Annotated in this window: 27 protein-coding genes; 15 read left to right on the plus strand and 12 right to left on the minus strand. The window is 35.9% G+C overall.

Annotated elements, in window-relative coordinates; translation table 11 throughout:
- Nucleotides 1-11: 11 nt before the first annotated feature.
- Together DB891_RS01925 and DB891_RS01930 are read left to right on the plus strand one after the other, a co-directional pair.
- The gene (locus DB891_RS01925) at nt 12-986 is read left to right on the plus strand and encodes a DUF4837 family protein (protein ID WP_223256025.1); all 975 of its coding nucleotides are present in this window, start codon (nt 12-14) and stop codon (nt 984-986) included.
- A gap of 66 nt (nt 987-1,052) precedes the next feature.
- Complete coding sequence (locus DB891_RS01930; protein ID WP_116760017.1) at nt 1,053-1,499, plus strand: GNAT family N-acetyltransferase; 447 nt, start codon at nt 1,053-1,055, stop codon at nt 1,497-1,499.
- A 27-nt stretch (nt 1,500-1,526) separates the two neighbouring features.
- Here the strand turns inward: DB891_RS01930 and DB891_RS17855 are convergent, their stop codons facing one another.
- From DB891_RS17855 to DB891_RS01945, 4 genes are all read right to left on the minus strand, one after another.
- Entirely contained in the window at nt 1,527-1,661 is a 135-nt protein-coding gene (locus tag DB891_RS17855; protein WP_262497818.1) for a hypothetical protein, read from the minus strand.
- Between the two features lie 251 nt (nt 1,662-1,912).
- Complete coding sequence (locus tag DB891_RS01935; RefSeq protein ID WP_116760019.1) at nt 1,913-2,734, minus strand: OmpA family protein; 822 nt, start codon at nt 2,732-2,734, stop codon at nt 1,913-1,915.
- Nucleotides 2,734-4,374, minus strand: coding sequence for a S41 family peptidase (locus tag DB891_RS01940; RefSeq protein WP_116760025.1), 1,641 nt, complete (start codon nt 4,372-4,374; stop codon nt 2,734-2,736). Before DB891_RS01940 ends, DB891_RS01935 begins: the two co-directional genes overlap by 1 nt.
- A gap of 170 nt (nt 4,375-4,544) precedes the next feature.
- A complete protein-coding gene (locus DB891_RS01945) occupies nt 4,545-4,940 on the minus strand; it encodes a ribonuclease P protein component (protein ID WP_116760027.1) in 396 nt (131 codons plus the stop codon).
- A gap of 231 nt (nt 4,941-5,171) precedes the next feature.
- On the opposite strand from DB891_RS01945, the gene DB891_RS01950 reads away from it, so the two are divergent.
- The 3 genes from DB891_RS01950 to DB891_RS01960 all read left to right on the plus strand — a co-directional run bounded on the left by DB891_RS01950 (nt 5,172) and on the right by DB891_RS01960 (nt 7,715).
- The gene (locus DB891_RS01950) at nt 5,172-5,906 is read left to right on the plus strand and encodes a lysophospholipid acyltransferase family protein (protein WP_116760029.1); all 735 of its coding nucleotides are present in this window, start codon (nt 5,172-5,174) and stop codon (nt 5,904-5,906) included.
- Between the two features lie 12 nt (nt 5,907-5,918).
- On the plus strand, nt 5,919-6,905 hold the full coding sequence (locus DB891_RS01955) for an acyl-ACP desaturase (protein ID WP_116760031.1): 987 nt from the start codon (nt 5,919-5,921) through the stop codon (nt 6,903-6,905).
- Nucleotides 6,906-7,061: 156 nt separating this feature from the next.
- Complete coding sequence (locus DB891_RS01960) at nt 7,062-7,715, plus strand: HD domain-containing protein (RefSeq protein WP_116760033.1); 654 nt, start codon at nt 7,062-7,064, stop codon at nt 7,713-7,715.
- Nucleotides 7,716-7,781: 66 nt separating this feature from the next.
- Here DB891_RS01960 and DB891_RS01965 read toward each other — a convergent pair whose 3' ends face one another.
- The 8 genes from DB891_RS01965 to DB891_RS02005 all read right to left on the minus strand — a co-directional run bounded on the left by DB891_RS01965 (nt 7,782) and on the right by DB891_RS02005 (nt 15,323).
- Nucleotides 7,782-8,504, minus strand: a complete 723-nt coding sequence (locus DB891_RS01965) for a hypothetical protein (protein ID WP_116760034.1) — start codon at nt 8,502-8,504, stop codon at nt 7,782-7,784.
- Nucleotides 8,505-9,094: 590 nt separating this feature from the next.
- Nucleotides 9,095-9,856 (minus strand): LuxR C-terminal-related transcriptional regulator, encoded by a 762-nt coding sequence (locus tag DB891_RS17915; RefSeq protein ID WP_116760038.1) that lies wholly within the window; start codon nt 9,854-9,856, stop codon nt 9,095-9,097.
- 109 nt (nt 9,857-9,965) lie between these two features.
- A complete protein-coding gene (locus DB891_RS01980; protein WP_116760040.1) occupies nt 9,966-10,361 on the minus strand; it encodes a hypothetical protein in 396 nt (131 codons plus the stop codon).
- A gap of 94 nt (nt 10,362-10,455) precedes the next feature.
- Nucleotides 10,456-11,238, minus strand: coding sequence for an enoyl-CoA hydratase/isomerase family protein (locus tag DB891_RS01985; protein WP_116760042.1), 783 nt, complete (start codon nt 11,236-11,238; stop codon nt 10,456-10,458).
- 9 nt (nt 11,239-11,247) lie between these two features.
- Nucleotides 11,248-12,663, minus strand: coding sequence for a sensor histidine kinase (locus DB891_RS01990; RefSeq protein ID WP_116760345.1), 1,416 nt, complete (start codon nt 12,661-12,663; stop codon nt 11,248-11,250).
- Nucleotides 12,664-12,722: 59 nt separating this feature from the next.
- Nucleotides 12,723-13,277 (minus strand): CopD family protein, encoded by a 555-nt coding sequence (locus tag DB891_RS01995; RefSeq protein WP_116760044.1) that lies wholly within the window; start codon nt 13,275-13,277, stop codon nt 12,723-12,725.
- Between the two features lie 27 nt (nt 13,278-13,304).
- Entirely contained in the window at nt 13,305-14,330 is a 1,026-nt protein-coding gene (gene hemH / locus DB891_RS02000) for a ferrochelatase (protein WP_116760046.1), read from the minus strand.
- Nucleotides 14,331-14,450: 120 nt separating this feature from the next.
- Nucleotides 14,451-15,323, minus strand: a complete 873-nt coding sequence (locus DB891_RS02005; protein WP_116760048.1) for an AraC family transcriptional regulator — start codon at nt 15,321-15,323, stop codon at nt 14,451-14,453.
- A 228-nt stretch (nt 15,324-15,551) separates the two neighbouring features.
- On the opposite strand from DB891_RS02005, the gene hemA reads away from it, so the two are divergent.
- From hemA to DB891_RS02055, 10 genes are all read left to right on the plus strand, one after another.
- Nucleotides 15,552-16,808, plus strand: a complete 1,257-nt coding sequence (hemA, locus tag DB891_RS02010; RefSeq protein WP_116760050.1) for a glutamyl-tRNA reductase — start codon at nt 15,552-15,554, stop codon at nt 16,806-16,808.
- A gap of 60 nt (nt 16,809-16,868) precedes the next feature.
- Nucleotides 16,869-17,789 (plus strand): hydroxymethylbilane synthase, encoded by a 921-nt coding sequence (gene hemC / locus DB891_RS02015; protein WP_116760052.1) that lies wholly within the window; start codon nt 16,869-16,871, stop codon nt 17,787-17,789.
- Between the two features lie 67 nt (nt 17,790-17,856).
- Nucleotides 17,857-18,519 (plus strand): uroporphyrinogen-III synthase, encoded by a 663-nt coding sequence (locus tag DB891_RS02020; protein ID WP_116760054.1) that lies wholly within the window; start codon nt 17,857-17,859, stop codon nt 18,517-18,519.
- 109 nt (nt 18,520-18,628) lie between these two features.
- Entirely contained in the window at nt 18,629-19,654 is a 1,026-nt protein-coding gene (hemE, locus tag DB891_RS02025; protein WP_116760056.1) for a uroporphyrinogen decarboxylase, read from the plus strand.
- Between the two features lie 54 nt (nt 19,655-19,708).
- Nucleotides 19,709-20,080 (plus strand): hypothetical protein, encoded by a 372-nt coding sequence (locus tag DB891_RS02030; protein ID WP_116760058.1) that lies wholly within the window; start codon nt 19,709-19,711, stop codon nt 20,078-20,080.
- 80 nt (nt 20,081-20,160) lie between these two features.
- The gene (locus DB891_RS02035; protein WP_116760060.1) at nt 20,161-20,691 is read left to right on the plus strand and encodes a GNAT family N-acetyltransferase; all 531 of its coding nucleotides are present in this window, start codon (nt 20,161-20,163) and stop codon (nt 20,689-20,691) included.
- Entirely contained in the window at nt 20,688-21,590 is a 903-nt protein-coding gene (gene hemF, locus DB891_RS02040; RefSeq protein WP_116760062.1) for an oxygen-dependent coproporphyrinogen oxidase, read from the plus strand. The genes DB891_RS02035 and hemF overlap by 4 nt, the downstream gene beginning before the upstream one ends.
- Before the next feature lie 53 nt (nt 21,591-21,643).
- Nucleotides 21,644-22,639 carry a porphobilinogen synthase gene (hemB, locus tag DB891_RS02045; RefSeq protein ID WP_116760064.1) on the plus strand — a complete coding sequence of 332 codons (996 nt, stop codon included), beginning with the start codon at nt 21,644-21,646 and terminating at the stop codon, nt 22,637-22,639.
- A gap of 234 nt (nt 22,640-22,873) precedes the next feature.
- Nucleotides 22,874-23,344, plus strand: a complete 471-nt coding sequence (locus tag DB891_RS02050) for a methylated-DNA--[protein]-cysteine S-methyltransferase (RefSeq protein WP_116760066.1) — start codon at nt 22,874-22,876, stop codon at nt 23,342-23,344.
- A 190-nt stretch (nt 23,345-23,534) separates the two neighbouring features.
- Entirely contained in the window at nt 23,535-24,248 is a 714-nt protein-coding gene (locus tag DB891_RS02055) for a 3'-5' exonuclease (protein ID WP_116760068.1), read from the plus strand.
- Nucleotides 24,249-24,358: the final 110 nt, after the last annotated feature.

The following is a 24,358-nucleotide window of genomic DNA, read 5'->3' on the forward strand; positions in this document are numbered from 1 at the left end:
ATAATCGATTTATGATGCATAAAGCGCCTATTTTATTTCTGTTTCTTTCGTTGTTTTTTTTTTCTTGCTCCAAGAAAAATGAAAATTCAACAAGGGCTTCTTCAGGGAAAATCAATTCTATTTCGGTAGTTATAGATGATAAGTTATGGTATGGCGTTATTGGCGACAGTATTCGAAATAAATTTGCCAGACCTGTTGACGGTTTGCCAAAAGAAGAACCACTATTTGACATAAATCAATATCCTACCCATCTAATGGAAGGGTTTATGACCAAAAGCAGGACGATCATTGTAATCAAAAAAGCAGATAAAAATAGTTTTGAAATTAAGAAAGATCAGTATGCAACACCACAAAATGTGTTTCATATTTCTGGTAAATCCGTTTCGGCTATTCGTGAAATTTTAGAAAAACATGCTCCACAGATAATCCAAATTATAGCAGAAGGAGAAATTACCGAACATCAAAAATTGTTAAGCGATTCCATTCTCAATCCCAAAAAAATCCAAAAGCAGTTTCAAATTCTTTTAAAAGTCCCAAATAGTTATTCTTATGTCGTTAATGGCGATAATTTTATATGGCTAAAAAAAGAGTTTATTAGCGGCAGTAATAGTTTGTTGATCTCTCAATTGCCTTTGGGTGCCATAAAAACCAACTCGAATGTCTCTTCAAGAATTTTAAAGCTCCAGGATTCTATAGGCGCATTATATGTAAAAGGGACAAAGTCTGCTTCTACGATGTATATTGACCAATCCTATCCTATTTATTTTTCAAAAACCAAACTGGATGGAAAACTGGCCTATGAAACAAAAGGTACTTGGCGATTGAAAGACAGTTTCATGTTTGGGCCTTTCGTGAATTATATGATTCTAGACCCCGATAAAAACCGAATTTTGTTTTTAGAAGGATTCAGTTATTCTCCTTCGAGGGATAAACGTGATTTTATACATGAATTGGAGTCTGTAATACAAGGGGTAAAGACGAAATGATTGGATTTTAGATTTCGAAAATCGTTAATCTAAACCAGCTATTAAAAATATTTTAAGAAAAGTACAATGACTATAGAATGGAAAATAAAGCCTTTTGAGGCGTTAACGGTAAACGAATTGTATGATATACTCCAATTGCGAAGTAGAATCTTTGTAGTGGAGCAAAACTGCGTCTATCTTGATCTTGATGGCAAAGATAAAGTCGCTTTGCATCTTTTTGGTAGTTTTGAGGGTAAAATAGTGGCTCACGCCCGACTTTTCAAAGCTGGAATTAGTTTTGATAACGCTTCAATAGGCAGGGTAACGGTAGATCCCGATTACAGGGACAGAAAATGGGGACACGACTTGATGAAAGAAGCCATTTCGGGTATATTGCTTCACTTTGGCGAAAACCAAATTACTATAGGAGCACAATTGTATCTCAAAAAATTCTATGAAAACCACGGTTTTGTACAAACTAGCGAAATGTATCTGGAAGATGATATTCCGCATATTGAGATGGTGCGGGGGTGATAGTTATCCAAGTCCAAAAGAAATTATTTATTTTTGATTTTCGGTAGTGTAGATTGTTTCTTGATTGTTCAGTGAACTATTCGGTTCATTCATCATTTTTTTTACTTCATCTTGACTGTGAATGTGACCCGATTTTATATCGTCTTCTGATTCTATAATCATGCTACTATTTTCGGATTTCGATAGATGGGTTGTGATAAGATTATAAAACTCCTTAGCGAGATTAGTGTCGCTACTGTCTATAAATCGGATGAAGTTCTTTTTTAATTTCTAAAGTGCTCATAGTAAGGAATGATTGTTATACAAAAAAAGAAAAAAAGTGGATAGAAATGCCAACTAAATCATCCTATGCTGATTTTGAATTGCCTCCTCCCGATTATTATCGGGATAGCTGGAGATTTATGAATGAATGTCTAGATCTTCACAATCAAAAACTCGACTCTTCGGTCCAGTCGATCTCCTTTGTACAGAGGAAATTGATTTCCATACCCTTTATAGGTCATTCGGTACGGGTTTATTCCTTTTGATTTCAGGTATTTATATACGTTTCTGGCACGATTTATAGATAAAATACGTTCTTGGCTATCTCTGTCAACAGCATCAACATAAATCTTGGAGGTGCAACAGACATGCCCCCGAATTTCAAATTGTACGGTTTTGTTTTTTTGCAAAGCGGCCACAACTTTATCCAATTGTTGTCTGGATTCTAAGGTGGGGTCACTGCTTCCCATTTCGAATAAGATATTTTCAAGAATAATAAGATCACCTACTTTATGTTGGTTTTGAACGCTTTGAAACTTTCTATGGTTTTTAAAATAGTCCTCAGATATGCTTTTTTGAACCATTACAATATCGACTCTCCTGTTTCTGGCCCGCGTTTCATGTAGATTTGCAACGGTATCTTTGTTTAAATCAATACTTCCTCTCCCTTCTGTAACGATTATTTTTTTTGATTTTATGCCATGGGATAGCAAGATTTTCTGAACATAATTAACTCTGTTATCCGACAGTTTAAAATTGTATCCATCGGTGCCTCTATCGTCACAATAGCCATATATGGCAACGGTTTTGATTTTTGAGGTGTCTAATTTTCTAATAAAATCAAGAATTGTGTTTTGTTCTTTTTTTATAAGCACATATCGGTCAAATTCAAAATAGACTTTTTGAACGGGTAAATCTTGTGCGTAAAGACTTGAAACGAATAAAAACGCAGCTATTTTAAAATAGATTTTCATCAATTTTTCAAAATAGCATTATACTCAGCAGGATTATTCAAAATACTGACCGCCTTCTTGATTTCGGCATTGTTTTTTATATAAAACTCGTACAACCCTTCTTGGTATTGATAACGTTTAATAATTTCGTCCAGCAATAAACCTTTGATTTCTTTTTGGCTTTTGTCTAATTGATTGTTTTCGGATTTTTGAAGTGCTGTAAGCAATTGTTGGTATTCTATGGCAATCGATTCGTCGAGTTTTTCTTTTTTGGCTGTAGCCAAAGTGTTTTTCAAGGCGATTTCGGTTTCCGTGTCAAAAGTTAGTTTTTGGGCTTTTAAAAATTGTTTGAAATCGGTATAATCGGCATCTGTAAGTGTTGGAATTGTAGTTCCTAAATTAGGGTTTTTGTAATAATAGTACGTCGCATACTGAAAAATACCGTCGTTTTTTAGCAATGCATTTGTTATCGGACTCGTTTTGGTTTCTTCCATTTCGATGTCGGGTAAAACACCGCCGCCGTCATAAACCGTTCTTCCTTTTCTGGTTTTAAAGGTGTTGTAGTTTTTGGCATCGGTTCTTGTGGCCGCACCATTTTTGTCTTTATGGGCATAATCTAATGCTTGAATACATCTGCCTGAAGGCGTGTAATAACGTGAAATAGTTACTTTGAGTTGTGTTCCATACTTTAATTCTACGGGTCTTTGTACCAAACCTTTTCCGAAACTACGGCTGCCCAAAACTACGGCGCGATCCAAATCTTGTAGTGCTCCTGAAACAATTTCGGAAGCCGAAGCACTTCGTCCATTCACTAAAATAACCAACGGAATAGTGGTGTCTATAGGTTCTTTGGAAGTTTTATAAGTGTTGTTGTGTTTTTCTATTTTTGATTTGGTCGTTACAATAACCTCGTTTCTGGGCACAAAAAGATTGCAAATATTGACGGCTTCGTTCAATAATCCTCCTGGATTGCCTCTTAAATCCAAAACGATTCTTTCGACACCTTCTCTTTTTAGTTGTTCAAGGGCCTCTTTGGTTTCATTCGAGGCTTTGTTATTGAAACGAGCCAATACGATATACCCCGTTTTTGCATCGATTTTTCCAAAATACGGAACTGATTTGATTTCGACTTCATCCAATACAATTACAGTTGAAAGTGTTTTACCCTGGCGAATGTATTTGATGTCAATTTTGGTGTTTTTTGATCCTTTTAAAAGTTGGGAAGCATCATCCTTGAAGTCGCTCAATGGCGTATCTCCTATTTGGATAATTTCATCCCCAGCTTTAAGTCCCGCTTTATCTGCAGGGAAATTTTTATACGGCTCTTTTATGATTAATTTATCGTCTTCTCGGGTTATCAAAGCTCCAATTCCGGTGTATTCGCCTGTGTTGTTGATTTTGAATTTAAGTACCTCCTGTTCATTAAAATAAACGGTGTAAGGGTCAAGAGAGCTCAACATTCCTTTTATGGCGTTGTTCATCAACTCAGCCGGAGTGGTTTCGTCTACATAATTTTTATGCAATTCCTTGAATAGGGTAGTGAAAATTTCTATTTGTTTGGCAATCTCAAAATAGTCGTCTTTAAAACTGACACCCACATACAAAAATGCAGATGCCACTACCGGAATGATGAATTTTTTTTGAAAAAAGAAGGTTTTCATTTTCGTTTGGCTTAAATTGAATGTACTAAAATATGAATAAATCTAGGAATATAATCATTGATTAGCAGGAAATGCCACCCCGCCCGTTGGGCACCCCTCCAAAGGAGGGGAATTTAGCGCATTCCCCTCCTCTGGAGGGGTGCCTGAAAGGTGGGGTGGTTTTTAAGTATTTATTTTTCTTCGGATTGAATTACCGGTTTCGTTTGTGCCAAGAATTTCTCAAACAATTGAATGGTTTTGGTGTTGATTTCTTCATAAGGCAATCGGTCTTTGCTTTGGTAAAAAAGCATAAAAGAATACGGTTGATCCAGATTGTCAATTAGTAAATGTTTGTTAAGGCGATACGTTTCACGAAGCACGCGTTTGAAATAGTTGCGATCAACCGCTTTCTTAAAATATTTTTTGGAAACCGAAACACCTATTTTTATTTTTTCGCCTTCGCCAAAAGTGCCTGCATTATAAACTAATCGCAACGGATATTTAGAAACAGATTTCCCTTCGGTAAATAATAAACCAATGGTGATTTTACTTTTTAGTTTTTCTGTTTTGGGATAGGTAAAGTTCATTTTATAAAGGACAAAGTTATAAGAAAGCAAAGGTACGATTAATGTATGGCGATACAATAGGTTGTTTTATGGCTTCTTTTGCTTGTTTGTAAATTTTTAAATTTGTTTTTATAAGCGTAAATTTAATTGTAAAGTATTGTTTGTCAATTTAATAATTGTCTTTCTGTTTATTACGCTTGATGTAAATACTCCTAAAAATATATTTCTTACTTTTGTAGCAAATTTAACAGTATGCAAAAAATCATTTCATATCCCTTATCTTTTATCGTTTTGATGTTAATTCTTTTGACATTGGTGATTTTTCACCCCATTCAATGGATTTGTTTAAACGTTTTTGGTTATCAAGCGCATAAGAAAAGTGTCGATTACCTTAATTTTATTTTATTGAGAATCGTTCATTTGCTTGGAACTACTTTCAGTTTCAGGAATAGAGAAAGTATTCCAAAAGGAGTGCCTATTATTTTTGTTGCCAATCACCAAAGTTTGTATGACATCATTGCCATGATTTGGTTTTTGAGAGAATTTCATCCAAAATTCGTCAGCAAGAAAGAATTGGGAAAAGGGGTGCCAAGCGTGTCCTTCAATTTGCGTCATGGCGGTTCCGTGCTCATAGACCGTAAAGACCCAAAACAGGCAATACCGGCGATTAAAAAACTATCGGAATATATAGAAAAAAACAACAGGGCAGCCGTAATTTTTCCGGAAGGAACACGAAGTAAAGATGGCAAGCCAAAGGAATTTGCACAAAGTGGGTTGAAAATTTTATGTAAATACGCCCCATCAGCTTATGTGGTTCCTTTAAGCATCAATCATTCTTGGAAATTGGTAAAATATGGATCTTTTCCCTATGGTTTAGGAAATCGCCTTACCTTTGTAGTTCATAAGGCAATTTCGGTAAAGGATTATAATTTTGATGAAATAGTAGAAAAGACCGAAGCGGAAATAGTAAAAGGAATAAAAATTTAATAATTATATAAAATGTCTATAAAAAACATACGTCTGGAAGTAATGCAGTTTTTAGAAGGTAAGGTTGACGGTTTTGTCGATCAATACTTGATTCCTGTAGAGCAAATATGGCAACCGTCTGATTTTTTACCCAATTCAGAAAGTGATAATTTCCTTGAAGAAGTAAAAGAACTTAGAGAAATCTCAAAAGATTTACCGTATGATTTTTGGGTAGCGATGGTAGGAGATATGATTACCGAAGAAGCTTTGCCAACCTACGAAAATTGGTTGATGGAAGTTGAAGGGGTTGATAACTTAGAAAGAAATGGTTGGGCAAAATGGGTGCGTCAATGGACTGGTGAAGAGAATCGTCACGGCGATTTGTTGAACAAGTACCTTTATTTATCGGGTCGTGTGAATATGAAAGAAATCGAAATGACGACACAACACTTAATCAACGATGGTTTTGATATTGGAACTGGAAGAGATCCGTATAAGAACTTTGTATACACCAGTTTTCAGGAATTAGCGACCTACGTTTCTCATAATAGAGTTTCACAATTAGCAAAAAGTTACGGAGACAAGAAATTGGCAAAAATGTGTAAGATGATTGCCGGAGACGAAATGCGTCATCACCATGCCTATAGCCATTTTGTTACTGAAATATTTAAAGTAGATCCTAGCGAAATGATGCTTGCTTTTCAATATATGATGAAAGCGAAAATTGTGATGCCTGCACATTTCTTGAGGGAATCAGGACAAAAAATAAGCTCCGCTTTCGAACACTTTTCGGATTCTGCACAACGTATTGGGGTCTATACTGCCAACGATTATGTGGATATTATGCAAAAACTAATCGAAAAATGGGAGATTGACAAATTTTCCGGTTTGACTGATGAAGCCGAAAAAGCCCGTGATTACTTGATGAAATTGCCGGCTAGAATGGCTAAAGTTTCAGAGAGATTAGTCATTCCCCAGGAGTCTTTCCAATTCAAATGGGTAGAACCGGCGAGATTGTAGAATTTAGATTGTAGAATTTAGAGTTTAGAATTTAGAATTTAGAGTTTAGAAATTGATTTTGCCATTGCCATTGCCATTGAAATTTGACATTGATATTGCTGATTTTTGAGGTTTATACTTTGAAGGTCAGCATTTTTTTATACATAAACACCACAAATGACTAATCCAGATTTAATTAATAAAACCATTCTTTTTGTAAAAGAAAAATTGGCGAATGCCGAAGGCGGCCACGATTGGTTTCACATTCAAAGAGTGTATAAAAATGCACTGTTAATAGCAAATGGTGAAACATGCGACGAAACCGTTGTGAAACTGGGTGCTTTGCTTCACGATATAGCCGACAGTAAATTTCACAGTGGAGATGAAACCGTTGGGCCAAAAGTGGCCCGTGAATTTTTGGAAAGCGAATCCGTTTCGGAAGCTGTTATCACACATGTAATCCAAATCATAGATAATGTCTCTTTTAAAGGCGGAAAAACGGAAAAGACATTCTCGTCAATAGAATTGGATATTGTTCAAGATGCAGACCGTTTAGACGCGATAGGAGCCATTGGGATTGCTAGGGCATTCAATTATGGGGGATTTAAAAACAGAGCTCTGTACAATCCTCAAATTGCACCAAATTTGCAAATGAGCAAAGAAGAATACAAAAACAGTCAGACGCCAACAATCAATCATTTTTATGAAAAGTTATTGTTGTTAAAAGACAAAATGAATACTGAAACGGGTAAACAAATAGCCCAGGAAAGACATCACTACATGCAAGGATTTCTAGCGCAGTTCTATGCCGAGTGGGATGGAGAGTTGTAAAGAAGAACAATTAACCCTTCCAAAAGCCGAATTTTGGAAGGGTTAGTTATTGAATTTCTGATAGGTTTAAAGTACCCTTTTGGTCTTAAATAAGCCTGTGTCATTATCTTTGTTTTTCCAAGTTCCCTCTGCTTTTTCTCCATCTATTGTACCTTTAATGTTGGCTTCCACTGTGCCTTTAATGTATTCTACAATTCCAGTAATGGTGTTGTTTGCCACAGTCCCTGTTACTATTAAAGCCGTGCCGGAATCGTTATGAGCAATGCCAATGAGGTTCTCCCCTAGGATGCAAAAATTAAATGTATTTGAATTGGTTTTTCCATCGTCATCAGTAGAAATTCCTACGTAACATTTTACAATTTTGTCTGATTTTTCCTTTTGTATTTCAATACTGGCGTTTGGATGTCCAACAATTGTAATGTTTGTAATATTAGGTTCTTGACCAGATGCGCCCACATTAAAATCAAATGATGATTCTCCGTTTTTAAACGTTAATCCAGTAGTAACTTGACCAATAGAACTTGCTTCTGTTGCTGTATAAGTATACTCTTTACCATCTATAGTTAAAACCGCTGTTTTGGTGCTATTATTTTGGTTGATAACTATAGTTCCTGTAGAGCCAACAAACACTCCTTTGTATGTGCCATAATTACTAGAGTCAAATTCTTTAACTGCAGTTGGTGTCTCCGTTAATTGTGATTGTTCGGGTTCGTCTTTGTCTGATGAGCATGAAAATGTCACTGTTCCAATAAGCACTAGTGCTAAAATAGTTTTTAAAATAGATTTCATATTTTCAAGTTTTTAAAATTGGATTGCCTACTCTGTTTCCCCTTTTCGGCTAACGGGTTGGTTATTACTCTCTAAAGTGTAACCCGCAAAAGCATTTTTAATAAGCAGCGGATTATTTGTAATTTTTTATAAAACAATTGTCATCTAGTAATTAATGCTATAATTTGATGAAGTATACGATTAAAAAAATTTGATTTTTTCATTTTGTTGAAGTTTTGTTTTTAAGTAAAAAAATATTCGTAGCTTATTACTTTTAAATGTAATTATCGTTAAAAACCCTCTAGCTTTATCTTTAATTAAATGGGTATTTAGAAGACCACATTCCATCGTTATTATTTCTGAAACTGTATTTGAATTATCTAATTGTAAGTTTGCACTTATTTGTTCGATTTGTGATTTTAACATTATAATTTTATGGTATTATGCGTTTTGTTAAAATTTTGATACTTCAAAGAACTGTATTTAAGACCACAAAAAAAATACCTATAAATAGGTGTTTATGGTATTAATTTTGTTGTCTGGGGTAATTTCTGAAATTTAATTAATCAAGAATTATAGGAATTGATAGTATAGAGTAGTTTTCTTTTGGTTTAAATCAAACCTTGTAGCAAACATTTACGAACCAATTCTACTGAATTTTTTGTACCTGATTTATAATTGATGTTTTTTCGGTGTGTTTTTACCGTATATTCACTAATAATCAAAAATTCGGCAATTTTTTTGTTTGTATAACCTTCGGAAATAAGTTTTATAATTTCAATTTCCCTTTTTGAAAATGATGTTAATTCTTTAAGATCTAGAATGACACTAATATTAGTATAAGAAGGCTCGTTATTTAATCCTATAAGTGAAATCGTATTGTTATTCGTTTTGGTAATATGATCTATATTGGTGTGGATATTCAGGGATTTCCCAATGCGAAAGTCATCATCTATTGTCAGTATTATAGATTGATGATTTAACAGACAATATTCCCCATTTTTCATTCGACTTCTAAAGGAATAATTTGCTTTGTAATTAGGGATTTTTTCTTTTCCTAATTTATTATGAAGGAGCTCAAAATAAGTAGCTTCCGCTTTTGCAACAAACTCCATATCATCAGGATGAATTGTATTTAAGACATCATCAAAGGTTACTGTTTCTGGATCAAATCCATGAATCTCAGCTATGGACGGACTGACATTGGATAAGGACATATCATAAAAATCTATGATATAAAAGTAAAATGGCCCCACACTGATTAAAGAACTTATAATTTCATCAAAGTTGAATTGAGGAACTAATGTACTTAGATCAGTTGTTATTTCCGTAGCCTCCCAAACTGTTTTCAGTTTATTTATTTCTGGATCCATAAATTTTGCTGATTTAAAGATCCCTAAGGTATTAAAAAAAAGTATATTTAGTGGCAAAGTCTATACGGAGCCTTATTTTTTAAAATTGAAAAAACAATTTTATAGTGTTTTACATCCCTTTCTCTTTCATTTCCAAAATCACATCCGAAGCATTCTTAAAAGTAGGAGCTTGTTCAATGATACTTCCCACACGTTTTTTATTCAGTTTAAAAGTAATGTCATTTTCGGTGGTGAATAAAAGTGCCGTCAAAAAGGGATTGTTCATGTATGGAGCCAAAACAATATATGCTTCATCAAGAGTGTGAAAGCTCTCAATTTCCTCAGTTTTATAACGCGCCGTAACCGAAAGGCTGAAGATACCATCATTCAAAACGGGACGAACATAAATGTTTTTCAATTCAGTATCGCCTATGGTTTTGGCTAGGGTTAATTTGGCATAGGTTTTATTTTCGATGCTTTCTTTTACTTTTTCCCAGAATTCAGCAAATACAGGTTGGAATGACATAGTTTTTATTTTTAGGTAATTAAATTTTAAATAAGTAGTATTCTTGTTTTTTAAATACTCAGGTTACAGCATACTATAACCTGAGCACTAAAAACTATTTTCCCGTAAAAACGGCTTTTCTTTTTTCTAAAAAGGCTTTGGTTCCTTCGCTAAAATCTTCGGTTCCAAAACATTTTCCAAAGTTTTTTATCTCGGTTTCGTAACCGTTTTTACCATCTGCAAAATTGGCATTGATTGCTTTTATGGCTCTACCAATGGCAAAAGGGGAGTTTTTCATGATTTTTTGGGCAATACCAGTACAAAATTCGATTAGTTCAGCTTGCGGTACTACGTGATTCACTAATCCGTATTGTTTGGCCTCCTCGGCAGAGATCATTCCAGCGGTCATAATCATTTCCATCGCACGACCTTTACCAATGAGTTGCGGCAAACGTTGTGTTCCTCCATAACCTGGGATAACTCCAAGAGAAACTTCCGGTAGTCCCATTTTGGCATTCTCTGAGGCCACTCTAAAATGACAAGCCATGGCCAATTCCAGTCCACCACCCAAGGCAAAACCATTGACAGCGGCTATAACTGGAGTTTTTAGGTTCTCTATAAAATTAAATAAAAGTTCTTGTCCTTGAAAAGCCAGTTGAGCTCCTTCTTCGATAGTGAAATGAGCAAATTCGGAGATGTCGGCTCCCGCAACAAATGCTTTTTCTCCGCTACCGGTTAGTATGATAACTTGAATTTCTTTGTTTTTACCCAATACTTTAATGGCTTTATGCAAGTCGTTTATCGTTGCAATATTCAAAGCATTTAGTTTAGTTGGTCTGTTGATTACAACCGTTGCGATGTTGTTTTCTATTGTAATTAAAAGGTTCTCGTAGTTCATTTTATTGGTTTAAGTGTTAGTGATGGGTAGGGTAACCGTAAAAGTAGTTCCACTTCCAAATTTGGTTTCAAAGGTAATTGTTCCGTTGTAGTTTTCGATAATGTTTTTTATAATTCCGAGGCCTAAACCCATTCCGCTATTTTTGGTGGTGAATTTGGGTTCAAATATGTTATTGAAATTATGTTTTTCAATTCCAGTTCCGTTATCTTGTATGGAAATGATTACCTCGTTTGCTATTTTTTTTATGGTAACCAAGACCCATTTGTTTTTTTGGGCAGACGGAATGGCTTGTGTCGCATTTTTGACCAAATTGGTAATGACTCTAATGAGTTGCGTACGATCCATTTTTGAAATGATTTCTTTTTCTTGACTTTCAAAAACGATATAATCTTCGTTAAAGATATCCAATGTTAGTTCTACAACTTCCACCACATTCAAGACTTCATTTTGTTGGGCCGGCATAGAAGCAAAATTAGAAAATGCTGAGGCTACAGAGCTCATCGTGTCAATTTGTTGAATTAGCGATTCGGAGAAATCATTTAATTTTTGTTTAATATTTGCGTCTTCAGGGTTGAATCTCCTTTGGAAACTTTGTACCGTGAGGCGCATTGGCGTAAGCGGATTCTTGATTTCGTGCGCCACTTGTTTAGCCATTTCTCTCCAAGCCAAGTCGCGTTCGTTTTGGGCGAGTTTTATGGCGTTTCTTTCGAGTTCTTCAATCATTCTATTGTAGGCAATCAACAGCATGTTTATCTCTTTAATCTTGGCCGAAAATGGAATTATCTTGCTTTTTTGATTCAAACTGGTTTCGCTCAATTTTTTCGCAAAATCGTTGATGGGTTTGGTTATAAAAGAGGACAGGAAATAGGCGAAGGCAAAAGCCACAATAATCATAAAGGTGTAGACTTGTGCCAAATGAATTAGAAAATTGTTTAATTCTTTTTCGTAATAACCATCGTCGGGGATATTGGGCAAAAGGAGAATTCCGATGGGTTTGAATTTTTTGTTTTTTATCAGACTGTAGGAGGAACGATACTTAATGCCGTCAATCGTTTTGACGTCTACGTATCTTTTGTTGATCGATGACCGTACCAATCGAAGGATGAATTTTGAAATGGTAGGGGAATGTGGTTCTACAGAAAAGGATTCTTTAGACGATTTAAGTAATTTTCCCTCTAAGGAATATATTTGAATTTCAGCATTTTGTATGTCCGATACTTCGTGAATTTTATCCTTGAAAATTAATTTGATATTTTCATTGGTCAAAGGATAGGTCGTATTTGAAAGAACATAATTGATATGCTTTTTTACATAACGCTCTATGTTTTCAACCCGTCGTTGATTGTATTCTTTGGCTACACTTTTGTACTGTATTATGGAGATCGTTATAAGCAATATAGAGGTTGCGATGATTAGTACAATCATCGATAGAAAGATTCTAACACGTAATGAAACTAAGGGAATCTTAAAATTTTGAACCATAATTACGATTTATTTCGCTCTCTTATTCTTTTGTAAAATTTAAAGCCAAGCATAATAGTAATCGAAAACAAAAAGATACCTACAACTCCATAAATCCAATTCACGGCGTTTTTTAATATTACTAAAAAGACAACGGCAAATAAAATGATGGTTGCTCCTTCGTTCCACAATCTCATAAAATTGGTGGTGTATTTTACTTTGTCGTTTTGTAATTGATTGAATATTTGCTGGCATTTTAAATGATACAGATACAACACAAAAACAAAGCCAAGTTTTACATGCATCCAGGGCATTTGTAGCCAAGTGTTGCCAATATCGGTAAAAAACAACATCCAAAAAGCAAAAAAACTAGCCAATACAGCCGATGGCCACGTGATAATGTACCATAAACGGTACGACATAATTTTATACTGTTTTTGAAGAATTTCTTTTTCTGGAGAGGGTTTGTCGGCAGCTTCTATTTGGTATACAAATAATCGAACGATATAGAATAAACCAGAAAACCAGGTAATTACAAAGATCAGATGAAGTGATTTGAGATAATTATAATAATCCATTTTTAAATTTTAAGCATTATTAATTTTCTATTCGCTTTTTGCTGAACTCCAATCAGTAATCCAGTTACTTACCGTAGCACACCATTCGTCACTGTCATTCAAACAAGGAATGGCCAAGAAATTTTCGCCTCCGTGTTCTTTGAATTGGTGGTTGGCTTCCATGGCGATTTCTTCTAGGGTTTCCAAACAATCCGCAACAAAAGCGGGTGTAACGACTGCTAGATTCTTAATTCCTTTCTCTGGCATTTTATTCACTTCGACATCCGTGTAAGGTTCAAGCCATTTGTCTCCCGCCAATCGGGATTGAAAGGTTTGGCTGTATTTTTCTTTTGGAATACCCAATTTTTCAACTACCAATTTTGTGGTTTCATAACATTGGTGGCGGTAGCAGAATTCATGACAAGGCGATGGCGTTTGACAGCAAGAACCGTCAATCTTGCAATCTTTGGTGGTAATGTCAGTTTTTCGAATATGACGCTCCGGCAAACCATGATACGAAAACAATAAATGATCGTAGTCAAATTGATCCAAATGCTTTTTTATAGAATCGGCCAAATTCTGAATGTAATCCGGTTTATTATAAAAGGCAGGAACATGGGAGAATTTCATGTTCGGAAAATGTTGCTTTCTGATTTCTTCCGCTTTTTCCAGTACCGTCGTGGTAGAGGACATGGCATGATGTGGATACAAAGGAAATAGCAAAACCTCGGTAACTCCTTTGTTAGCAAGTTCCTGTAAGCCAGAAAGCAGACTTGGATTTCCGTAACGCATCGCCAAGGCAACGGGAACATTGACTTGGGGTTTTACCTTTTCGTGCATTCTTTTGGAGATGACCACCAGAGGCGAACCTTCCTCCCACCATATTTTTGCGTAAGCGGAAGCTGCTTTTTCGGGCCTGTTTCTAAGGATAATGCCGCGAACCAATAAGGCTCGTAACAAATACGGAACGTCAATCACGTATTTGTCCATTAAAAATTCATCTAAATAAGGTTTTACATCTTTGGGAGTTGGACTTTCTGGAGAGCCTAAGTTTATTAATAATACGCCTTTCATATTTCGTTTTTTTGATGTTTCAAAAATAGCTAAACTTACTTTTGGATAAATTGATATTAACTACTTTTTAATTATTGTTGAATATAGAAACCTGATGCTTTTGTTTAATCGAAATTTTATCTAAAGATTCGAATTAATTGACATCAAATATTTTTTAGGTGTTGTGGCAAATTTCTTTTTGAAAGCCGCAATAAAATGACTTCCGGTGCTGTAGCCTATTTTCAATCCTACTTCATTTACATTATACGAGCCGCTATCTAATAATTTTCGGGCATATTCCATCTTGTAATCGAATAAGAATCCATAGACCGTATCGCCATAAATTTGCTTGAAACCCATTTTGAGTTTCTTTAAAGTCAGACCAATTTCATCCGCCAATTCTTGTAAACCGGGTGGTTCGGCCATGTTGGCAATAATAATGTCTTTGGCTTTTTTGATTTTAAAAACATTGTCCTCATCTATCAAGAACGGACATTGTTCTGCATTGGGGTCTTCGGTTCGGTTAAAATACAAACTCAACAATTCATATCCTTTTCCTTTGTAATACAGGTTTTTGATCGAAGGATGCAGGCTGTAATGAAACAATTGACTCAAAACAATTGCCATTGAAGGACTAATGTCGTCTTCTTTGTAATATTTTTTGTCTTTATTGTCGGCGCTCAAAAAAGTAATGTAATTCGCCTCAGTCGAAAATAAAGCGTGGAATTTTTTGATTGAAATAATTACCGAAATGACCCAGGAATTTGGAGCCAATTCTAAATTTAAAGGCAATTCCTTTTGTGGATTGTATAAAAGCAATGATTTTTCCTCTTTCAATTCCAAAGCATAATTCCCTTGATTGAAAATGAATTTGGCGCTTCCTTTCAATCCAAAGTGAAACTGAATCAATCCGCTACTGACTTCGCGTTGTGCTTGAAAAACGGTATCGGTGTCATTCTGAAAACGAATCAGCGTAAAATCATCTTCAATAGTTATAATTTCTTGTGAACCCATAGCGATGTTTTTTTTGTCAAAATATGATAATTATCAAGTATTTTTATTTAGAATCATTCTGAATAAAATCAATTGTAACCCTTGATAACAGTACAAAAATAACAGTTTTTATTCTAAAACAACGATTTAAATCTAAAAAATCATGTAACGACACAAAAAGTACTTCTAGCGTTACTTTTATAAAAAGGATAGTGATAAGTTTGCTTAACTTTAAGTTAAAGTGTAATTATGGAAAATCACAGCGTTTCAAAACATCATTATTTCTATTCTATCGGACTCAGTTATAAAAAAGCCGATGCCGAGATTAGGGGGAAATTTAGTTTAGACACCCTAGCAAAAACGCGCTTGCTTGAACAAGCCAAAAGAGAAGGAATACAAAGTTTGTTTGTTACTTCTACTTGTAATCGAACAGAGATTTATGGTTATGCTGAGCATCCTTTTCAATTAATAAAATTACTTTGCGAGAACAGTAACGGTACTGTTGAAGATTTTCAAAAAGTAGCCTACGTATATAAAAGCCAAGAAGCCATTTCTCATTTATTTCGTGTAGGAACAGGTTTAGACAGCCAGATTTTGGGAGATTTTGAAATCATTAGCCAAATCAGAAATGGTTTTGCCGAAGCAAAAGCTTTAGGATTAGCCAACGCTTTTATGGAAAGATTGGTGAATGCCGTGATTCAAGCCAGCAAAAAAATTAAAAATGAAACCGAAATCAGTTCAGGAGCCACTTCGGTATCTTTTGCATCGGTTCAATATATTATCAAGAACGTTCCAGACATTGGAAACAAGAATATTTTACTTTTTGGAACAGGGAAAATCGGAAGAAACACCTGCGAGAATTTAGTGAAACATACCAAAAACGAGCACATCACTTTAATCAACAGAACCAAAGACAAAGCTGAGAAATTGGCTGGAAAATTGAATCTGATTGTTAAAGATTACTCTGAATTGCATCTTGAATTGCAAAAAGCCGATGTAGTAGTAGTGGCAACTGGCGCTCAAAATCCAACGATTGACAAAGCCATTTTGAATTTGAAAAAGCCAATGTTGATTTTGGATTTGTCTATTCCAAAAAATGTCAATGAAAATGTGAAAGATCTTGAGGGAGTTACCTTAATTCACATGGATCATTTGTCGCAAATGACAGACGAAACATTAGAAAACAGAAAAACACATATTCCTGCTGCCGAGGCTATCATCGAAGAAATTAAAGAAGAGTTTTTGGCTTGGACCAAAGTCAGAAAATTTGCTCCCACTATCAATGCCTTGAAAGACAAACTAAATGCGATTAAAAACTCGGAATTGGATTTTCAAAGCAAAAAAATCTCCAATTTCAACGAAGAACAAGCCGAAATTATTAGCTCTAGAATTATCCAAAAAATCACCACTCATTTTGCCACTCATTTAAAAAATGAAGACACTATGGTAGATGAGAGTATCGACTGGATTGAAAAAGTTTTTCAAATAGCAGCTACTGCAAAATAAAAATTTTAACCGTTAAGGAATTCAGTCTCATTCCTAAGTAATGGTTTGGAAAAATAAAATATGGTAAACAAAACAATACGTATAGGAACCCGTGATAGCGAACTAGCACTATGGCAAGCCCACACTGTAGAAAAAAAATTGAATGATTTAGGTTATAAAACCGAAATCATTGCCGTAAAATCCCAAGGTGATATCATTCTTGATAAACCTTTGTACGAACTGGGAATCACCGGAATCTTTACCAAGACACTCGATATTGCCATGATAAATGGTCAAGTAGATATTGCGGTACATTCCATGAAAGACGTTCCAACTGCTTTGCCTATTGGAATTGTACAAGCTGCGGTTCTGGAAAGAGCCAATACCTTAGATATTTTAGTACATAAAGGAAATCTTGATTTTCTGAACGAATCCGGAACTATTGCAACAGGAAGCCTGCGCCGTCAAGCCCAATGGTGGAATAAATATCCCAATCACACCGTAGTCGATTTACGAGGAAACGTGAATACGAGAATGCAAAAACTACAAGAAAATGATTGGAACGGAGCTGTATTTGCAGCAGCAGGATTAGAAAGAATCAATCTTAAACCGACAGATTTTATCAATTTAGACTGGATGATTCCTGCACCAGCACAAGGAGCGATGGTTGTTGTGGCTATGGCAAACGATGAGTTTTCGCGACAAGCGGTAGCCGAATTAAACGATATTGATACCGAAGTGTGTACCCATATCGAGAGACAATTTCTAAAAACCCTAGAAGGTGGTTGTACAGCACCAATTGGGGCCTTAGCTGTATTTGTTGAAGATGATATTTTGTTTAAAGGAGTCTTGTTCTCTATTGATGGGAAACAAAAAATTGAAGTTGAGAAAACAATTCCAATGCAAGAATGGAAAAAACTAGGGTATTATATGGCCAAAGAGATTCTTGATAACGGCGGAACTCAATTAATGGCGACTATAAAAGAGAGTTTGAAGAAATAAAGTTCTAATTAACCCTTTCAGAGTTTTTAACTCTGAAAGGGATGCTAGGCTACTATAAAACAAAAAAATGAGTAAAACAGTTATATTATCTACTAAAACCCTTTCGGATATTCAGCGACAGGAACTTCTAAACGCTGATTTTGAAGTATTCGAGGAGGATTTCATTTCGACTAAGAAGCAAGAATTTAAACTCAATGCCATCAACGACAATTTGATTTTCACCAGTCAGAATGCGGCACAGAGTATTTTGGAAAATGTGAATGTTGACGATTTGAAAACCAAAAATGTTTTTTGCGTTGGACTAAAAACAAAAATTCTATTATCCGAAGCAGGGTTCAACGTGGTTGCCTACACCGGTTATGCTGCCGATTTAGCCGAAATTATCGCTTTGATTTATAGCCAAGAAAGCTACACTTTCTTTAGTGGAAATCTGCGTAAAGAAACACTGCCAAAAGCTTTGGCAGCCGCAGGGATAAAATTCAATGAGATTCAGGTTTATGAAACGTTACTGACCCCACTAAAGATTAAGGAGAAAATCGATGCGATTTTGTTTTTCAGCCCTTCTGCAGTTGAAAGTTATTTGAAAGACAATGTTATAAAGAAAGAAATTTGCTTTTGCATAGGCGAAACTACCGCAGAGGCATTAGATAAAATCACAAAAAACATTATAGTTGCAGACCAACCCAGTGTTGAAGACGTGATTGAGGATGTAATCGAAGAATATAAATAGCCCCTAACCCCGAAGTGGAAAACAGGAAAAATAAAAGTAAAATAAATAAAATTAAGGTTTCTTTTTACGGCAGTCAAAACCGAAAACTGAAAACCGAAAACTGAAAACTATGTTAAAGAACGACCTATTTTTAAAAGCTTTAAAAGGAGAAACAGTACAACGTCCACCAGTTTGGATGATGCGTCAAGCAGGAAGATATTTACCGGAATTCATCGCATTGCGTGATAAATATGATTTTTTCACCCGTTGTCAAACTCCAGAATTGGCTGCCGAAATCACGGTGCAACCCATTCGTAGAATCGCTCCCGATGCTGCTATTTTATTCTCGGATATATTGGTAGTACCACAAGCTATGGGAATAGAGGTGTTGATGAAAGAAAACTTTGGGCCGTTTTTGCCAAACCCTATTCGTACCATTCAAGATGTCGAAAAAGTGATTGTTCCTAATATTCAGGAAACTTTGGGTTACGTGATGGATGCCATCAAATTAACTAAAGAAATGTTGAATGATGAGGTGCCATTAATCGGTTTTGCAGGTTCTCCTTGGACTATTTTTTGTTATGCAGTAGAAGGAAAAGGTTCAAAAAGCTTTGATATGGCCAAAGGATTTTGTTTTTCACATCCAGAAGCAGCTCATGTTTTATTGCAAAAAATCACCGACACCACAATTTTATACCTAAAAGAAAAAGTAAAAGCGGGAGTTGATGCCGTTCAGATTTTTGATTCTTGGGGCGGAATGCTTTCTCCGGTTGATTATCAAGAGTTCTCTTGGAAATACATCAACCAAATCGTCGAAGCTTTGGCGGATGACGCACCCGTAATTGTTTTCGGAAAAGGATGTTGGTTTGCCCTTGGCGAGATGGGGAAAAGTAAAGCATCGGCTTTAGGTGTGGACTGGACTTGTTCTCCAAGAAACGCAAGATACCTTTCTGGTGGAAACATCACTTTACAAGGGAATTTTGATCCTTCAAGATTGCTATCTCCAATTCCGGTTATCAAGAAAATGGTACACGAAATGATTGACGAATTCGGAAAAGACAAATATATTGTGAATTTAGGTCACGGAATTTTACCGAATATCCCTGTAGATCACGCTAAGGCGTTTATTGATGCGGTGAAGGAGTACGGGAACTAATAAGGTTCTTTAATTACACCCGACGGGTGTAATTAAAAAACAAAAATTATAAAAATGCTAAACAAAGGATTAAGAGACCAAGAAAGTATTCGAATAGACAACGTGCTCCAGAAGCTGATGTCGTTGGTTTATGTGCCTAAATTTTGGAATCTTGAAGACCTTTTGTATCTTGAAAATGAGCTAAAAGACTTGGGAATGAATATCGAGAGTCTCCATGATTTTGACGAAAAAGAATTGATTGCCCATTTAGAACGCCTACATTTTGATTGGAATCATTTCGAGTTATTCGCCGATTTTTTAATGACGCTTTCAAAAGATAGTCAATTTGATTTTTTACAAAAAGCCATTGCTATTTATAATTATATCCAACAGGAAAGCAAGATTTTTTCCTTTGGAATAAGTACAAAAATTGCTAATGTAAAATAAATTAAAAATAAATCCTCTGCTCGTCTCTCTGGGTAATTATCTGGTTTGTAGGAGTGTTGGAGAGAGAATAAAAAAACAAAATGCATAATATAGAAGCCTTCCATATTGTCCCACTGGATGACAAAGACGCAAAAAGTCTGAATGAATTAATGGTTTCAAATGCCGAAAGATTCAAAAGATATTTTCCTAAAACACTCTCCAGCAATCTGACTTTAGAAGATTCAGAGCGTTATATTATTGATAAAACATTGGAGCTGCAATCTCACGAGTGTTATACATTTGGTATAAAAGAAAAAGCTACCGAAAATATTGCAGGTTTGATTATTGTTAAAAAAGTTGATTTTGAAACTCGACAGGCCGAATTGGCTTACGGTATTGGAGCCCAATATGAAGGGAAGGGTTTGGTTACTTTTGCTGTTAAAGAAGTTTCAGATTTTGCATTCAATGAATTGAACTTGAATACCCTTCAAATTATATCCCATAAAACGAATTTAGGAAGTGTTAAAGTCGCGGTAAAATCCGGATTTGTTTGGAAAAGAACCTTGCCGGATGAGTTTACACCAACTGATGAACTTCCATTAGATATGGAATTATATGAACTAACAAAATGAAACAACAATTTTACGCCTACATACAAAACCTTCAAGATCAAATTTGTAAAGGATTGGAAGCCGTTGATGGTCAAGCCAAATTTCGTGAAGACCTTTGGGATAGACCAGAAGGTGGTGGTGGAAGAACACGAGTAATCGAAAATGGAGCTGTTTTTGAAAAAGGCGGAGTCAATATTTCGGCAGTGCACGGAAAATTGCCCGAAGCGATGCAAAAAATGTTTAATGTAGGCGAAGCTGATTTTTTTGCCTGCGGTTTGAGTTTGGTTTTGCATCCAAAAAATCCAATGGTACCAACCGTTCATGCTAATTGGCGTTATTTCGAGATGTATGATGATGCAGGAAATATAATTCAACAATGGTTTGGTGGAGGACAGGATTTAACACCTTATTATTTGTTTGGAGAAGATGCGATTCATTTTCATCAAACCTGTAAAACGGCTTGCGACAAGCACAATCTGGAGTTTTACCCAAAATATAAAAAACAATGTGACTCCTATTTTTGGAATGCGCATCGTCTCGAAGCCCGAGGAATAGGTGGTTTGTTTTTTGATTATTGTAAAGCAAATGACACTATGAGTATGCAAGATTGGTTCAATTTTGTATCCGAAGTGGGGAATAGTTTTCTGGAAGCCTATGTTCCTATAGTTGAAAAAAGAAAAAATCTACCCTATACTGTAGAAAACAGAACGTGGCAAGAAATCAGAAGAGGACGTTATGTCGAATTCAACTTGGTACACGATAAAGGCACCTTATTCGGATTAAAAACCAACGGAAGAATCGAGAGTATCCTGATGAGTTTGCCTCCACACGTGCAATGGGTATACGACCATCATCCGGAATCAGGAAGCGAAGAAGAGAAATTAATACAAGTATTAGAAAATCCAGTTGATTGGGTTTAAGCGCAAAGAGAAACAACTTTAAACTTTAAACCTTAAACTTTAAACAAAAATATATGTTCCCATTACACAGAAACCGCCGTTTAAGAGTCAACGAAAGCATTCGTTCACTAGTTCGTGAAACCACATTAAGTCCAACCGATTTTATGTTCCCCATGTTCATTGCCGAAGGAGAAAATGTTGAGGTTGCCATCCCTTCTATGCCTGGAATCTTCCGCCGTTCAATCGATTTGACGGTAATAGAGGTTAAAGAAATTTATGCTTTAGGAATACGAGCGGTCAATATTTATGTAAAAGTAAGTGAGCATCTGAAAGATAATGCAGGAGTTGAAGCTTGGAATCCCAACGGACTGATGCAACAAGCCATTAAAGCGATCAAAACGGCCTGCCCGGAGATGATCGTAATGCCGGATGTGGCTTTAGATCCGTATTCTATTTATGGTCATGACGGAATTATTGCCAATGGCGATGTCGAAAACGACTCCACCGTAGCCGCTTTGGTAAAAATGGCTGTTTCGCATGCACAAGCGGGTGCCGATTTTGTAGCGCCATCCGATATGATGGACGGACGCGTGTTGCGTTTGCGTGAAGGATTGGATACTGCAGGATTTCATCACGTGGGGATTATGAGTTATTCTGCTAAATATGCTTCGGCATTTTACGGACCTTTCCGCGATGCCTTAGACAGTGCGCCAAGAGAAGCCGATGTTGTAGTTCCAAAAGATAAGAAAACCTATCAAATGGATTATGCCAACCGCATCGAAGCCATCAAAGAAGCTTTGTCTGATGTAGAAGAAGGAGCCGATATGGTGATGGTAAAACCCGGAATTGCGTATTTGGATATCGTTCGCGAAGTAAAAAATGCCGTGAATGTACCCGTAACCGTTTTTCATGTATCGGGCGAATATGCCATGATCAAAGCCGCTGCCGAAAGAGGTTGGTTGGATCACGATAAAATCATGATGGAACAACTAATGTGTATCAAAAGAGCAGGAGCGAGTTTGATTTCGACTTATTTTGCTAAAGAAGCCGCTATACTTTTAAATAAATAATTGGCATCCTGAGCGTAGTCGAAGGGAGGAGCTATCCCGATAATTATCGGGACCGCTATCCGCTATATTTTTATGTTTTTAAAGGAAAAACATAAAGGATGCCGCTACTATCGGGGCTAAAAATACAAGAACCATTTGTGTAAACGAATGGTTCTTTTTATTTTTCACCTTTTTGAATTCTTTGCGAACTTTGCGATAACTTTGTGTACTTTGCGGTTAAATCTACTCAAAATCATGGAAACAGTCTACATCAAAACACCCTTGGGAATCGCCACAATCATTGGAGATGAGAATGGCATTTCGTCAATTTCCGTTTCAGACGAAGGAACTGTTTCGATGATAATTCCTGTTATTTTACAAGAAGCCGTGAATCAATTAAATGGTTATTTTGAAAAGAAACGAACCCATTTTGACTTCAAACTTAATCCCAAAGGAACCGAATTCCAACAAAAAGTGTGGTGCGCCTTATTGGATATTCCGTATGGCAAAACGCGAACTTATCTGGAACAATCGAAAATTTTGGGCGATGTCAAAGCGATTCGTGCCGTGGCTTCGGCAAATGGGAAAAACCCGCTTTGGATTGTTGTTCCTTGCCACAGAGTAATTGGTTCTGATGGCTCACTCACCGGTTACGCAGGGGGATTATGGAGAAAAAAATGGTTGTTGGAACATGAAAACCCAACTACGCAACAAAGTTTATTTTAAGTTAGACTTCTTAGATTGTTGGACTATTAGATAGTTAGAAAAAAATATTTAAAGTATGCTATTCTAAAACAAAGCTAATTTGTGTTTTTTCTGTAAATTAGATTCTTAAATAGGCAACTATTCTGATAAATAAACGGTGATTCAAAAAAAATCTAGTATCTAATAGTTCAACAATCCAATAATCTATCCAATGATTGAAAAAATAAACCTCAATAACATCCTGTTTCTGGATATAGAAACCGTTCCGGAAGCCGAAGATTTCAATGCTCTGGATCCAGAGATGAAAGACCTTTGGGAACACAAAACCCAATACCAACGCAAGGACGAATATACTCCAGAAGATTTTTACGATCGTGCGGGAATTTGGGCCGAGTTTGGGAAAATCGTCTGTATTTCGGTGGGGTATTTTACGATCAAAGGCGATATTCGGAATTTTCGCGTGACTTCCTTTTTTGGAGACGAAAAGAAAATCCTTAAAGACTTCAATAATTTACTCAACAATCATTTCAATCAACCGCAACACGTTTTGTGCGGACACAATGCCAAGGAATTTGACATTCCGTTCCTTGCCCGCCGAATGATTATCAACCAAATTGCGATTCCTGATAAGCTCAATTTGTTTGGCAAAAAACCGTGGGAGATTGCACATCTGGACACATTAGAGTTGTGGAAGTTCGGCGATTACAAACATTTTACTTCCTTAAAATTAATGTGCAAAGTCCTCGGAATCCCTTCTCCAAAAGGCGATATCGACGGCAGTCAGGTGGGACATGTTTTTTATGTGGACAAAGACATTGATCGTATTGTCACCTATTGCGAAAAAGACACCATTGCTGTTGCCCAGATTTTTCTCCGACTTCGAAGAGAAGATTTATTGATTGAGGACGAGATTATTCATGTTTAAAAACAATTTCAATATCAAAATTCAATAGCAATTATAATTTGAAAAAAAAATCGATTGTGTTTGGCTTTTGACAATGAAGAAACATTTGTCACATTTGAAATTCTTTTATT

This window comes from Flavobacterium laiguense (assembly GCF_003097655.1).
GTDB classification, from domain to species: domain Bacteria; phylum Bacteroidota; class Bacteroidia; order Flavobacteriales; family Flavobacteriaceae; genus Flavobacterium; species Flavobacterium laiguense.